The 12,782-nt window shown below is 42.5% G+C and carries 16 protein-coding genes; 1 reads left to right on the top strand and 15 read right to left on the bottom strand.

Features of this window, described 5'->3' with window-relative positions; genetic code table 11:
- Nucleotides 1–4 precede the first annotated feature (4 nt).
- The 12 genes from ACP7AK_RS01245 to ACP7AK_RS01190 are packed head-to-tail and all read right to left on the bottom strand — an operon-like array spanning nucleotide 5 to nucleotide 9,892.
- On the bottom strand, nucleotides 5–445 hold the full coding sequence (locus tag ACP7AK_RS01245; RefSeq protein WP_425878142.1) for a gp436 family protein: 441 nt from the start codon (nucleotides 443–445) through the stop codon (nucleotides 5–7).
- A gap of 7 nt (nucleotides 446–452) precedes the next feature.
- Nucleotides 453–812 (bottom strand): hypothetical protein, encoded by a 360-nt coding sequence (locus ACP7AK_RS01240; protein ID WP_425878140.1) that lies wholly within the window; start codon nucleotides 810–812, stop codon nucleotides 453–455.
- A 10-nt stretch (nucleotides 813–822) separates the two neighbouring features.
- Entirely contained in the window at nucleotides 823–1,896 is a 1,074-nt protein-coding gene (locus ACP7AK_RS01235) for a major capsid protein (RefSeq protein ID WP_159137885.1), read from the bottom strand.
- A gap of 3 nt (nucleotides 1,897–1,899) precedes the next feature.
- Complete coding sequence (locus tag ACP7AK_RS01230) at nucleotides 1,900–2,286, bottom strand: hypothetical protein (protein WP_180075708.1); 387 nt, start codon at nucleotides 2,284–2,286, stop codon at nucleotides 1,900–1,902.
- Nucleotides 2,283–3,251, bottom strand: a complete 969-nt coding sequence (locus ACP7AK_RS01225; protein ID WP_425878138.1) for a hypothetical protein — start codon at nucleotides 3,249–3,251, stop codon at nucleotides 2,283–2,285. Before ACP7AK_RS01225 ends, ACP7AK_RS01230 begins: the two co-directional genes overlap by 4 nt.
- 55 nt (nucleotides 3,252–3,306) lie before the next feature.
- A complete protein-coding gene (locus ACP7AK_RS01220; protein ID WP_425878136.1) occupies nucleotides 3,307–3,921 on the bottom strand; it encodes a hypothetical protein in 615 nt (204 codons plus the stop codon).
- A gap of 43 nt (nucleotides 3,922–3,964) precedes the next feature.
- Nucleotides 3,965–5,170, bottom strand: a complete 1,206-nt coding sequence (locus ACP7AK_RS01215) for a phage minor head protein (RefSeq protein WP_425878134.1) — start codon at nucleotides 5,168–5,170, stop codon at nucleotides 3,965–3,967.
- 3 nt (nucleotides 5,171–5,173) lie between these two features.
- The gene (locus tag ACP7AK_RS01210) at nucleotides 5,174–6,631 is read right to left on the bottom strand and encodes a phage portal protein family protein (protein WP_313564539.1); all 1,458 of its coding nucleotides are present in this window, start codon (nucleotides 6,629–6,631) and stop codon (nucleotides 5,174–5,176) included.
- Between the two features lie 12 nt (nucleotides 6,632–6,643).
- Nucleotides 6,644–8,320: a terminase gene (locus tag ACP7AK_RS01205; protein WP_425878131.1), complete on the bottom strand. Its 1,677-nt coding sequence runs from the start codon at nucleotides 8,318–8,320 to the stop codon at nucleotides 6,644–6,646.
- The gene (locus ACP7AK_RS01200; protein WP_085064393.1) at nucleotides 8,317–8,808 is read right to left on the bottom strand and encodes a DUF2280 domain-containing protein; all 492 of its coding nucleotides are present in this window, start codon (nucleotides 8,806–8,808) and stop codon (nucleotides 8,317–8,319) included. The genes ACP7AK_RS01205 and ACP7AK_RS01200 overlap by 4 nt, the downstream gene beginning before the upstream one ends.
- A 45-nt stretch (nucleotides 8,809–8,853) precedes the next feature.
- Nucleotides 8,854–9,495, bottom strand: coding sequence for a putative metallopeptidase (locus tag ACP7AK_RS01195; RefSeq protein ID WP_425878129.1), 642 nt, complete (start codon nucleotides 9,493–9,495; stop codon nucleotides 8,854–8,856).
- Complete coding sequence (locus ACP7AK_RS01190; RefSeq protein ID WP_425878127.1) at nucleotides 9,455–9,892, bottom strand: hypothetical protein; 438 nt, start codon at nucleotides 9,890–9,892, stop codon at nucleotides 9,455–9,457. The genes ACP7AK_RS01195 and ACP7AK_RS01190 overlap by 41 nt, the downstream gene beginning before the upstream one ends.
- Nucleotides 9,893–10,134: 242 nt before the next feature.
- Between ACP7AK_RS01190 and ACP7AK_RS01185 the strand changes: the two genes are divergently transcribed.
- Nucleotides 10,135–10,317, top strand: coding sequence for a hypothetical protein (locus tag ACP7AK_RS01185; protein ID WP_004646436.1), 183 nt, complete (start codon nucleotides 10,135–10,137; stop codon nucleotides 10,315–10,317).
- 1,102 nt (nucleotides 10,318–11,419) lie between these two features.
- On the opposite strand, the gene ACP7AK_RS01180 is transcribed toward ACP7AK_RS01185, so the two are convergent.
- From ACP7AK_RS01180 to ACP7AK_RS01170, 3 genes are all read right to left on the bottom strand, one after another.
- Entirely contained in the window at nucleotides 11,420–11,656 is a 237-nt protein-coding gene (locus ACP7AK_RS01180) for a hypothetical protein (protein WP_005262234.1), read from the bottom strand.
- 164 nt (nucleotides 11,657–11,820) lie between these two features.
- Nucleotides 11,821–12,372, bottom strand: coding sequence for a hypothetical protein (locus ACP7AK_RS01175; protein ID WP_425878124.1), 552 nt, complete (start codon nucleotides 12,370–12,372; stop codon nucleotides 11,821–11,823).
- Complete coding sequence (locus ACP7AK_RS01170; RefSeq protein WP_425878122.1) at nucleotides 12,369–12,779, bottom strand: DUF559 domain-containing protein; 411 nt, start codon at nucleotides 12,777–12,779, stop codon at nucleotides 12,369–12,371. The genes ACP7AK_RS01175 and ACP7AK_RS01170 overlap by 4 nt, the downstream gene beginning before the upstream one ends.
- Nucleotides 12,780–12,782: the final 3 nt, after the last annotated feature.

Genomic DNA, 12,782 nt, shown 5'->3' with positions numbered 1-12,782 from the left:
CACCTCACTTCATGCTGGGCATTTGATCCAGGATAGAATCCCCAAATACACCACCGGTATATGAAGTGCCGACTGGCGCCGTTGAAGGTCGTCCTTTAGGTTGGTTGTCCACGATCTGGTTTGTTTCAGGTAACTGAATCTGCAAATGTGCTTTGTTATCAGCCACACGCTTTAAGAATGCAATTGCGTCTTCATAACGCTGTCGCACCTCATCGGTGGGTTGCTGGAAGTAAAGACGATAGCGTGCAATGTCACACGCCATACGCTTTAAATTACTGGGCACATTGGGAAGCGGCAAAGGATAACGACCACCAATATGGCCGTTAATTTCCTCTGTCGCATCTTGAATCGCATCAGTTACTGAGGACTGAGAAGGAAGCATCGTTTTTAGATTTCCAATCTCATCACCAAATCGTGCGACCAAATCTGATTCAGTCGCATACATAGATCACCTATTTGGTTTCATCAGCAGACTTTGGGTCTGCTTTAGGTTTTGCAGCAGGTTTCGCCTTTTCAAGTTCAGCCACTTTTGCCTTTAGCTCAGCAACTTCTTGATCAGCCTTGGCCTTGTCCGCAACTGCTGCCTGATTGGCTTCAGTTAAGGTTTTATTTGCTGCTGTCAGCTCAGCATTGGCCTTTTCAAGTTCAGCCAAGCGTGCGGCCGTGCCATCTGCCTTAGGTTCTTCCGGCTCTTGATATTCTTCAATAGCCCCAGATGCTAAAAGGGCCTGAAGTTGTTTAGCTTCAAGCCCTTTGATTTCCTGACCCGGACGAAAATGTCCGATCGATTGTTTTGCAATGTACTTCGACATGTATTACTCCTTAAACGAATCCGCGACCGCCGACTAAACCATTTTTGTTATTCGGAACAGCAAGTGGAGAAGATTCAGCAAGCAATTGAATGCTTGAAGGGTTCTTTTCTTGCCATTGACCCAAATAGAATTCCAGAGCTTGGCCAAATGCTTCAACATTTTGCAATGCACAATGTGCAATCCATCCATTAGCATCCGAAACAAGACCAAAAAAGTCTTCAGGAATAAAGCGATCAGAGGAGCCGCCCATATTGTGACTCACGTCATAAGTCCAGATTTCAATGTTATCCACTGTGCCACGGAATTGGGGCTTATCAGCTTGATCGAAAGTCGGAGTTAATGGAACACTGATACCAGCATACGGCGCAATGAACTTCTCCTTGAACTCTGGATCCTTGATTAAGGTGTTATATACCTTAGATGTGGTCAAGGCCATGATAGGTGATGTACCTGAGTGCTCGATAGACAAGTCAATCATGGCTTGAATATCTTTCACTGGAGTAGCACCAACCTGTCCCCATTTAATTAATGGTGCGTAGTTACAAGCTGGATTACGCTCATAGTCCACTTCGTACATCGGGAAGTCTGCAGAAGCAAAAGTAGTTTTACCGTAGAGAAGCACATCACGCGCAATTAATAGCTTTCGGTTTTCAATTGACTGACGAAGATATAAAGCCTTTTGAGCCTGATCAATCAGCAATAGATCCGCATCAGACAAACGATTTGAACCGGTGGCAATCACACCAAACTGACGTAAGCGTGCGATAAGAGCAGTGTTCTGCACTTCACTTGGCATCACCGTCATCATTGGTTTCAGATAAGCCGGCTTAACGAATTTCACGTTGCCAGATTCACCCACTTTAATTTGACGACCTGCTGCAGTTGGGGTAACAAACGGCGCAAGTGGAGTCGCTGTATTTAACTCACCAACTGGTACTTCTTTTTTAGTGTATGAAACACGTTGTGGAAAGAAGCGATCCATCAACCAGGTATCAACTTTTTGAGTGGTATCTGTTAACAATACAAGTTGTGGCACATCCAGCAATTCAACCGGTGCATTTTGAAATGTAAAAGTTTGACTCATGTCTTAGTTCCCCACAACTTTACGAAGTTCGATTTTGTTTTTTAATGCTTGTGCGCGTACAGCATCATATTGAGCGGTGGTCAGCGGCGTTCCATTCACTGTTACTACTGCAATATCAAATGCACCCTGTACATAGAGCGGCATTTCAAGATTATTTGCAGCATGGTAAGTAGCTTGCTCTGCTGTGAAATCTGATACAGCAATAGCATTCCAGTCACCCACCACACCCGTGGTAACTGCAGGATGATCAGCCACATTATTGGCACCAACAATTAGCAGATCCCCGCGCTTGTACGCCGTTGCTGTTTTTACTTTGGCATTCTCGGTACGAACACCATCGCCAACCACCAGCTGTTTATTCTCAATAGCGCCTGTTAATACTTGGCTCATGATTTAGCTCCTTGTTGCTGCGCTGCCATAAATTGATTGAATGCCTGATCCAGAGCCGAACCTTGTGGAGCTTGACCACCCTGACCACCGTTCGCCTGGTGATTAAACAAATGCGCAAATGCCGGATTCACACTTGGTGCTTGTTGTGGTTGTTGGCCAGCTGGTGGCTGTGTATGGCCTGCTGAGAATTGACGAAGCTGCTTAGCCGCGAAGGTAAAAACAGAATCATCCATATTGGTATAAGCGGTTTTATCTTCAGCACTAAACTGGGTTTTCAACTCAGTTTCTAGGGCTGCAATTTCATCAGCACGCTTTTGCGCCTTGAATTGCTTAAGTTCAGCCAAGGCATTATCGCGCTCAGTCTCAGCCTGCTTTTGTGCGGCTTGCGCCTGTTCTAATTCGTTCACGTTGGTGTCCTCTTTGGTTGGGTTTGGGTTGGCTTTGCCCGAGAAGGCTTTAATTGATGTATTGCGATCAGCACCGGTGGAACAGATCGTAAATTCACGAATACGGTTTTGACGGAAGATAGTGATTGGACCTTCAAATGATTGACCATTCACAGTGACTGTCTTGCCCTGAGACACTTCTTCGATAGATCCAGGATCAATCATCATCGACATCTGAAACGGGAAACCATCATCAGAGTCCTGAACAATTTCCTGTGCTTTTGCATTCGTGAGAAAGTCACCTGATACGTCGATCTTTCCATTGGTATCTACGGTTTGAACAACACCAATTCGACTTGAACCAAAGTGTTCTTCTAGTAAGGCTGTCGGCTTATCAATCTCAATCCCATCAAGATCAAACACCACACCTGAGCGCCCCCAATACCAGTGACCATCTACCCGCCCACCGGCATAGGCAGTGCCTTTAAATTTCCGCTTCTGCCCTTCTTCAGCTTTAGGCACCTCAATTGCCGAGGCATTGAAGAGATACTTCAGCCTTTCTTCATTTTGATCTGGCATTTTTCATGCTCCATAAAAAACCGCCCCATAAGGAGCGGTTCAAATTGTTTAAGACTTATACCTTGATAGACTCTGCTTCGAATTTTTTAACAAACCGATGAGCAGTTTGATATTTGGACCCTTCAAGCAAAAAGATCAGAGCAACAAGTACTGATAAGATAGGCCATGTAAATATATTGAAAATAACCAAGTATTGCTTTGATTGCATATGACTTTCAAAAGTTTCAATAAAGGTATTAATAAATAAGAAAGGTAGAAGCCCAATAGCTGCAAATACAATATAACCCAAAGCAAAAGATGCAACTTTGCTTCTTGAATATGGATGATGGATCTTAATTATCTTTCCATTACCATGACGAACCAATTTGAGCTTATCTTTTACACGGATATACTCATTAATCCATTTTTCCATATCACTGTATTTATAGAAGTATGCAACTTCCAAATAGGTAATTTTCTTAGTTTCTAATAACTGTTGTGCCAATCTATCTTTGACTAAGTGAGATATGTTTGAATCATGGATAGCAGCAAACTTTTCAGCAACCACAACATCCTCCGCAAATTCCTCCTTAGGATGCTTTTTAATTGAATATTTTGAATTTAGAAAAGCAAGAAGTAATGGGACAATTATTGGGATGATAACAGCTAATATTTTGACTAAACTTTCCATATTATCTAAGTATTAAAAAAACATCTTAATCTAATACAGATAGTTAATTCATTAAAGCCTGAATGGTATAAATCATCTGCCCTTCAACCACCTCAATCGAAACCACTTCAAAAGACAATCCCATCGGTATCAAAACGCCGTTGCCAGCATTTAGGATGTCTAGATCAATACCTAGCCCTTGAGCATTCTCAATCTTAATAGCGATACCTGAAGCTGTATCAGCCATCAGCAACGGCGCATTCAATTGAACTGTTTGCCCTACCTGATAAGCCGCTACTTGATTAAGAGTTGCAGCACCTACTACGGTTGAAGCCGCATTGCTCGCCACAGCTTGAATTGCTGCCATGTCGGTACTCAGCCAGCGCTTAAGCACATCATCAGCCAGAGAGCTTGTAGCTGAGTTTAAATAGCTGGTCAGCGCTGAATCATTCCCCTGCACATAATCCAGGAAGGTGCGGATTGCACTCGGTCTAATGCGCGGATCAAGTGGAATAACTGTATTGGCCACCGTGTCGAACAGGTCCCGAGTTTTATCATCTATAGGAGCAAACAGACTAGTGAGCTTTTTACTCGCCGTCCATTCTGCCCTGATGACTTCTTTCTGTTCGAGTAGATATTCTTTATCCAGACTTGAAGTACTGATCTTTTTATCCACCAGTGTTTCAAGTTCACCAAACTGCAGCGGATGAGAACTCCAATCCAATGCCTCAGCAACTTCCGGCAATTGATCTTCAGGTGTAATCCCGTATTTCAATGCCTGCTTCTCGGTTAAGGCAATCACGGTGCAACGACAACGAAAGCCCAAGGGCGGGTAATGTGTCAGCCAGAATGGATCATCTATGTGCCGAACAATCCGGTTCAGAGCCAAATGACTAGGACGTACCCGGCTATCATTGATCGCCGAATACATCAGATATGGTCGTTTAGCTTTGTTTCTTTGTTGCTGTTGCCACCGCCCGTGACCGTACGCACTTTGGATATTGGTACGAAATACATTGTCCAGGTAATGCTTTGGCAGAATGATTTCAGACTCTTCAATCAGCTTCTGAAAATCTTTAAAGGTACCGCCATCGGCAATAGATTTATTGACTGCCTTAATGACCGTCTCAATCTGCTCAAGCCTCGATAGAAAGCTAACCGTAGTAGCCATCTGCCGAGTCTTTAGATCCATCGAATAGAACTCATCAGGCAGCACGATCTTTTTATTGTGAGCGTACCGAAGCGCCTCAAGGAATGTGACTGGTTGCATGGTTTACTTCCCATTCTGAGCTGTCACATACCCCAACACATCCGCAGCATACAAAGCTTGATCTAAATTGGCTGTGAACTGAGTTTGTGTTGCACCAGGTATTAATTGCATCAGGTTATAAGCCAGACTTTCAGGGCTATCAGACTTGAATACCAATTCCTTGACCTTATCCGGTTTCAGTAACTGCAATTCATCTTGACCATCAGTCAGTTCTTCAACTTCCTGCTGTTCTGGCGAGAGCTTATTGGCTGATGCTTTAAAGTTGAATGCTTGGCGAGGTAATGCAGAGAATTGATTGAAGCTGGTAGGAACCTGCTCATTCAAATCCCCTTCCTGTAGACCATACTCGCGAACAAAATATTCTTTAGACAGATTTGCACCCGCATTCTTTAAATGGACATCACGCTCTGCTTGGTCCTTATTCAGTGGTTTTGGTTTCTCACCAAGCATCACTTCATAATCCCCCCAACCGTTTAAAGCGCATAGAGCATTGACCACAGCCTGTAAAGTTGGTGTGACAAGCCTAATATCAGATTTAAGCTTATCCATTCGTACATTTTCATGCACTTGACCAAGACTGTAGCTTCCCTTCCCATCAGTCCCGCTGGTAAGTGTCTGCCCTAGTACAACTTTCTGGATCTGACGAATCAGCTGATTATTAAATGCCTCAAACGCTGCCCCTGCTGAACCGTTTGTTCCTGGTGCGGAAAGAATCTGAACATCATCATCTGCATCAATCGACAATACGCTTTGAGCATGAGCAGTTAACAAGGCTTTGCTCATATCATCAGTTTCAGTATCTTTGCACTTACCCAGTAAGATTGGTGTTCCAAAACGTTCGAGGAATTTCGCCCAGAATTTGAAGCCATTCTGCTTAAAGAAGAATAACCAATACAGCGTGGCTAATAGCGCTTTACCATATGGCTGTTCGTATGTGGCTTTACGGCGTGTTAAGAAGAATTTGAATGCTTGATCTACCTCATGCTCTGCATTGTTTCCATCCTGACGATAGATTAGCCGACCATCATTCTTAGGCTCAAACCATTGCATCGGTTTTTCACCAATCCATTGCAAACCAATATAACCTTCCGACTTTAGCTCATATACAGCTTCCTGAACCGAGTACCCGAAGAACAGTGCACTCATGGCAGCAGTCGCAATTTCATGGAACCATTCTTTCAGGATGAGATTCAGCTTTTCCGCTTCATCCGTATCATTTGGTTCAATTCGCAATGGCGTTGCTAAAAGTGCATCAATCCGTGTTTCAACTACTTGTGCAATCTCGTCATCATCAAGCAGTACACGCAATCTGTGGCGTGTAATTCCAGCTTTGCGCAGCACTTCATCGGTATCTGGTTGCTTGCCAAAGTTCACCAGAAACTGAGTGACTGCTTCTTGAGTGTATAAATTGCCGTAAGACAAAGCCTTCTTTGACGCTTTGTCCTTTTTAGACTTTGCCATGTTTTTTCCTTATCAATAGGTTCGAGTACCTGCACCTGCAGGTTTTTTCCGTTTTCGCTCACGGATATCACTAAAGCAAATCATGATGCTGTCTGCTCGGTTTGGAGATAAGGCCCCGTCCGGTTGCTTATTGACTAAGATTTTGCCTGCACCATTCTTTGTATAAGTGGGTTGCGATAACTCTCGCTTGAGCTGTTCAAGCTCCTGCTTGTTTATGTCTTTGGTAGAGAGCGAAATAAGATTGTCTAGATCATATTGCATACCCTGTAAGGCTCGATAAGTATTCTGAAATCTTATGCGTAGTGACCACCACATCTGAGCTTTAAGATTGGCAAAGAAGTCTACGTTTTTACGCGCCTCAACCATTTCCTGCTCAGGGTTATGAACTGCACCTGAGCCACGGAATGGATTGGCCTCGATCTCCGGTATCCCTTTAGATCGATTCTGCTCATTAATGACTCGAGCATCACCACGGACACCAGCACCAAGACCGTCAGCATCGTAGTAAAAGGAGTTCAAACGTAAATCAAGGCAAGCATCAATTGCTTTCTGAGTTGTGCCAAAGATGTCATCACCAACGCCTGACCAAGTATCCAAATACTGCAGTACGATGCCATGACGTGCGGCAAAAGAGTTTTTATCCTTACCCTCATCTGCCACATCAAGCGCGCCCATACGTTCGCCTGAAGGCTGAATATTCAAATTAAGATGAGCATCAACTGCAGCTTGCACCCATGCTGATGGAATTAATACACCTTCCACCGATGCGGCATAATCAATATCAACCTCTTGAGCTAAAACAATATCGTCTAGTGTGGCCAATTGTTTTTCATACCAGGGATGAATTAGCTTGCCATTAAATTCGACCTGCCAATTCTTATCTGGGTTATCACGCCATGCCATTGTGAATACGGCGTAACGTCCACTAAAACGATCCTGGTGAAACTTATCCCCAATACCGTTAGGAGTGGATCCCTTGATGTGTACGTTGGTGTTTTGAGAGATTGCGGCGTCTACAGCTTCTTGTCTCTCTACAAATGCCCATTCATCCAGAAAGTACATTGTAGTACGACCACCACGGCCAATGTTGTCACCAGCTTCACCAGTGACGGTTGCGCCGTTGTCCGGGTTAATGATTCGCATGTAGTTGTCATGCACTTTCTCAACAAAGCCTTTAGGCTTCATCCAGTCCGGCAACTTGGAAAACATATCCCGAAACTTATGCAGTAACGTTTTCGGATCGCCTTTCTTATCAACCAGATCCTCTTTACGACTACCGACACCACCCGCAAAGCCTTCAACAAATAACCACCGGTGCAAATAAAAGCCAAGTACAACGTAACTCATACCCTCATCACGACTTTTTTCAATTAAGCCGTGTGTCTGGGTGCTTTCACGCTCTAATAGCCAATCGACAAGCTCAACCTGACCAGGACGCAAAACAAAAGGAATATTCGCCGGCAGTCCAAAAGGCATGCCCCGTGGATCATAAGTCCATACCCAGTGATTAAACCAATGAGCCGGATCATTCTTACATTTGTAGATTTCAGCCTCTCGACTTAGTTCATTCTGCTCTATCAGCATCCGGTAGTAATAGCGCCGTTTCATCTCTTCAATGATTTCAGGCAGACGTGTATTGATCGTCCACTCTTTAATTAGTGGCGCTATATCTTCGATTGCATAAGTCATAACTTGCCATTAATTGCTAAACGCGAAAGCTCTTGAGCGGATAGTCCGTTAAGCTCATCTGGTGTGAATTGATGCGTTGATTTGGTTTCTTGCTGAATAGGTCCGCCGTCTGGACCAGTGATTTCCTGCTTTGTCACACGGCCATCAGTCTCTTGGAACGCTTGCTTGAGTAAATTCTGCTTGGCGCGTTTGTTCTTGCCAGAGTCTTCATACATCTTTTGAAGCTCCATAAGCCGAAACGCTTTATTTGCAATCGCAATATTCTCAATATTTGCTCTGAAGTCTCTGCGCGTATCCTCAAATAGCTTCTTTAAAGCCTTACTGATTCCCCTGCACGTGGCTTTGGTTGGATCATAAGAGGCTACCTGCTGACGATCAATTTCAATCCCATATCTCTCCCTTACAGCATCTACTACTTGTTGAGGTGTTTCAAAGCAGGCAAGAGACTGAACTATAAACATTTTTACAGGCTCTTTTAGGGTTGCCATAAACTCACCTTTGTAAGAGTACGTAAGGGTAACTAGGCAAAAAAATTAACCAATCACACAGTTACCACAACACGCAGCAATATTCGTTTCAGATACAAACGGCGCATTCCTGGCAATTTCCAAAAGCCGTTTTACAGATTCGTCTGCACCCCACCGTTTGGTCTCACCAAAGAACACTTCAACGTCATGGCCAGCCAGGTAATGCTTAGGTAAACCAGTCATATCGCTATAAATGATTTCGCCATCTTCACCACGCTCTACACCGATGTGATATAGCTCATGCTCAATCAAACGGCAGAACTCACGATCTGAGGCTTGTTCACAGAATGCAGCATCAACCGTAATCAGGTATTGAGGCACAAAGCCAAACCAGTCCCGCATCTGTTGTTCCTGGCGTGCTTTCTTCCAGCCGCCCACGTTAAACATGACCTTTTCACATTGGCCTAACACCATACGTTTTTTCGCTACGGCGGCAGATGAAGCCCAGGCGAATGCAAGGAACTCTTCATTGTCGTGAAGTAGCTCAGCAATATGGTCGTGATCTGGGTTATGTAGTTCACCACCGAGAGTAAGCCAGTTATTCACGACCCATTCTTTAAGCTCTGATGCAGGTGCCAAACGTATGGCTTCCTCTTCCTCAGCCTGATCAATCAGCTCCGTCGGCGGGAATGGTCTGAACTGTTCCATTGTCTAATCTCTCTAACTGGCTTCTAATCCAATTAATTGCATAACCTGATTCAATTTGATGAGGCTCAAGACGCACAAATGTATAACCTTGATCTTCAGCAAGATCATACTTATTAAATGAATTCGCTATCTTTTTCCCACCACGACCAACCGCCCATGGACTACCCACAATTTCTATAAGAAGATTCAGCTTCACAATATAAAAATCAAACCGCCAATTTTTGGTTGATTCAAATTGAAACTTTCGACGATAACCAATGGCATGTTCTTCTAATTCTTGAAATAGGGTTTCTTCTGCTTCTAAGTATTTTTCTTTGGCTTTCGGTAGTGGCTTATTGCGGGGTTTGGTTTTGATTGGACGCTTCTTGGTTTTCCAGAAATATTCTTTTTCATCCATATACACCCCTTGTATCAGCAATGTATCGAGAAGATATAAATTAAATACCTTGACTATTTAAATAGTGATACAGATCAATCTGGCGACCGGTTTATTATAAAAACCTTTGAAATATAAATAAGATATAAACATTTGAATCCTACATATATCTACACTTATCCCTCCAAATCATCCCATTGTAAGTGCTACTAGTATGTCACTCTGAATAGGTCGAATCTTCGGCAACAAAAATTGAGAAAACTATGTTAGTTAATACAAATACCGCTCAAAAAGCTTCTTTCAATCAATTTTCAAATAATGCTACTGAAAACAAGCCTAAATCAGAAAACCATACACAGAAGCCTACACAAGATAAACCCAATCAAAATGATACAACCTCCACTAAAGAGCAAGATGATCAAAAAGAAAATACAGATAAAAAGTAAATCATCGCTCAATCTTTTGATTAGTAAGAAAAGCCTATCTACCTGATGGGCTTTTTGAAATTTGAAATATCTATTCTACACAACACCACTTCAAATCATCCCCATGGATGCCAAAGCCATTCCCAAACTCATTCGACCTAATCGCATATTCACCACCAATAAGAAAAGAAAAACCCCGACAAATTAATGACGGGGTTTGAGTCGTAATACGTTCGACAAAAGGAAAATAGCAATATATTTCAATAAAAAACCCGTTTAACTCTCTCCAATTAAACGGGCTTGACTTGCATCACAACGTCTTTCTTCTTTTGCAGAGCAACTATATTGCTTAAATATTACAGCTTTATGAAACAGCTCTTTGCTTGAGTGATTGTTATTCAACTTCTTTCAAACAATCCCGACACACCTTGATTTCTTCATCATCAATCGTGTAATCGATCTCAGTCGCACCGTGTAGGCCGAATAAGCACATCAGTAATCTAAGCATGATTTTACTCCTGGACAATCAAGCAATCATGTCGCAAGAAATGTCAGTTATTTTCACTTATAAAACATAAATTTATAATATTCATTACTGAAATAATGTCATTAACTTTGTCGAACTAAGCAAGATTTCTTCCTGGTTAATCAAGCATTTTAACTTGGTGTGATTACACTAGTATTTCTCAGGGCAATAAAAAAGCCCTTTTCGCAGGGCCAGACGCTACTCACAATCACACACACCTAACATGCACGGTCTGCTTTACTTGCTTTCAATCCTCTTTAGGTCGGGACGCTACTCCCTAGTCTAGATTCCCGAAGGAAGTTTACTCGATGGCATGTTCCACTGGTCAGCACTCCAGTAGGCTTGGGTCGCTTTTTACAGGCAATAAAAAGCCCACTTACTCGTCAAATAAGTGGGCCAGTGCTGTAGTCACTTTCTTCGTATTGCATCTTCTTCTTATCGCAAAAACAATATAGCACCGAAGCTTTGATTAGAAAGTATAGAGAATATTAAGAAAATGTTTTCAAATGTTGAGCTTAAGTCAATTTTCTTTTCAGATAATAAATTCTATGCATTAAAAAAGCCCACCATTTGGCGAGCTTTCCTTGATGCTTAAACCTATTTTTGACATTTCACGTTAAACTGGTATTCGTCTTGAGTGACCTTAATTTTAATATTTTTATATTTTCGTTTGTTTGGATCCATTGCCGAGCCAGCCACTTCCTCAAAAAAGCTACGATCATTCATTAGCTCGCCATACGCTTTATAGCCTAATAAAATCTTTTCAGGCTTTTTGCCTTCAGCCACTAATTTACCGAGAGTATCTTCTAGTTTTTTAACAGTTAAAATCGCCATTTCAATTAGAGCTCAAAAACAAAAAGGCATTATCACTTAATTTTATGAATAAATAATGTCAAAAAAGCCCATCTTTCGATGAGCTTTAATAACTTGGTCTCGGTTGAACCGTAATACGACCAGTATAGTGAAACTATACCTCGGTTTCCGGAATAATGGAATCCCTACGCTTCAAATTCTTTATAAGTATTTTTTCGATAACTTTTAATGGTTTTGGCTGCCTCATCAATTGCATTCTCAATGGCTAAAACCATAAGGTTTTCGTATTGCTTCCATGTTTTACGATAGCACTCTGCATCCATCTGCCAGCTACGCAGACCCGCATAATACAATCGCCCCTGAGCTGTAAAATTATTCTCCAAATCAGGATTAAGAGAAAAGTCTATTACCATCCGTGCAATCATTGATGCCATCTCATCAATGGTCACTTTGGCAGGATCTCGTCTTTTTTCCAGCTTTGCATTTGTAGACATGATGAGCGCAAGGTGTGACTGCACATGTCTATAATCCATTTCGGATTTGCCTTCAAAGACAATCAATGCTGTAACTGACTTAGCAAGCTGCGTTTCCATGGATGCCACCGCACCAAGACGATCTTGATAATCCAGAGGCTTCTCATTAGTCCTATGTACCACAGGCTCAAAGTTAGGTGACTTTGCTGTAGTACCCCGAATCAACCATTCAAACTGTTCAAATTTTTCAACCATCGCATTCATCCTAAATCCCCTACCATCTTTTCTATTTGCTGGATCGCGTGACCTGACTTCACTTGATCTGTACTAAACCGTATTACTTGAAAACCCATCATTGTTGCGGCGTTATATTTTTCCATGTCCCCGATATACCCCTTGCCTCTGGTATGCCTTCCTCCACTCCAGATCGCACCTTCAACTTCTACCAGTATCTTTTTTCCTACCAGGTGGAAATCAGCTCTCCATTTCCGCTTTGGGTGAAACTCAAATTCCTGCTCAAACTCAATTTTTAAAGTCTTTAGTTCTCGGGCCAGTTTCGCCTCAAACTCATTCGGTACTTTTTCACCTTTCACCTTAGGACGCTTGGAGCGCCCTTTCGGTCTGGTGGCTTTCACCATCTTCTTGTATTCAGCGATTGAGTAGCTGGTCATTCA

This window comes from Acinetobacter sp. TWP2-2-3, assembly GCF_049896445.1.
GTDB lineage: Bacteria > Pseudomonadota > Gammaproteobacteria > Pseudomonadales > Moraxellaceae > Acinetobacter.
Note: the sequence above shows the minus strand (reverse complement) of the source record. Positions and strands in the feature narration are given on the sequence as shown.

Excerpts from the sequence above, each read along its gene's own strand:
- ACP7AK_RS01200 (WP_085064393.1), bottom strand. The coding sequence starts at position 8,808 with ATGGCAACCCTAAAAGAGCCTGTAAAAATGTTTATAGTTCAGTCTCTT.
- ACP7AK_RS01170 (WP_425878122.1), bottom strand. The coding sequence starts at position 12,779 with ATGACCAGCTACTCAATCGCTGAATACAAGAAGATGGTGAAAGCCACC.
- ACP7AK_RS01215 (WP_425878134.1), bottom strand. The coding sequence starts at position 5,170 with ATGCAACCAGTCACATTCCTTGAGGCGCTTCGGTACGCTCACAATAAA.
- ACP7AK_RS01245 (WP_425878142.1), bottom strand. The coding sequence starts at position 445 with ATGTATGCGACTGAATCAGATTTGGTCGCACGATTTGGTGATGAGATT.
- ACP7AK_RS01190 (WP_425878127.1), bottom strand. The coding sequence starts at position 9,892 with ATGGATGAAAAAGAATATTTCTGGAAAACCAAGAAGCGTCCAATCAAA.
- ACP7AK_RS01210 (WP_313564539.1), bottom strand. The coding sequence starts at position 6,631 with ATGGCAAAGTCTAAAAAGGACAAAGCGTCAAAGAAGGCTTTGTCTTAC.
- ACP7AK_RS01185 (WP_004646436.1), top strand. The coding sequence starts at position 10,135 with ATGTTAGTTAATACAAATACCGCTCAAAAAGCTTCTTTCAATCAATTT.
- ACP7AK_RS01235 (WP_159137885.1), bottom strand. The coding sequence starts at position 1,896 with ATGAGTCAAACTTTTACATTTCAAAATGCACCGGTTGAATTGCTGGAT.
- ACP7AK_RS01240 (WP_425878140.1), bottom strand. The coding sequence starts at position 812 with ATGTCGAAGTACATTGCAAAACAATCGATCGGACATTTTCGTCCGGGT.
- ACP7AK_RS01195 (WP_425878129.1), bottom strand. The coding sequence starts at position 9,495 with ATGGAACAGTTCAGACCATTCCCGCCGACGGAGCTGATTGATCAGGCT.
- ACP7AK_RS01220 (WP_425878136.1), bottom strand. The coding sequence starts at position 3,921 with ATGGAAAGTTTAGTCAAAATATTAGCTGTTATCATCCCAATAATTGTC.
- ACP7AK_RS01225 (WP_425878138.1), bottom strand. The coding sequence starts at position 3,251 with ATGCCAGATCAAAATGAAGAAAGGCTGAAGTATCTCTTCAATGCCTCG.
- ACP7AK_RS01180 (WP_005262234.1), bottom strand. The coding sequence starts at position 11,656 with ATGGCGATTTTAACTGTTAAAAAACTAGAAGATACTCTCGGTAAATTA.
- ACP7AK_RS01175 (WP_425878124.1), bottom strand. The coding sequence starts at position 12,372 with ATGAATGCGATGGTTGAAAAATTTGAACAGTTTGAATGGTTGATTCGG.
- ACP7AK_RS01205 (WP_425878131.1), bottom strand. The coding sequence starts at position 8,320 with ATGACTTATGCAATCGAAGATATAGCGCCACTAATTAAAGAGTGGACG.
- ACP7AK_RS01230 (WP_180075708.1), bottom strand. The coding sequence starts at position 2,286 with ATGAGCCAAGTATTAACAGGCGCTATTGAGAATAAACAGCTGGTGGTT.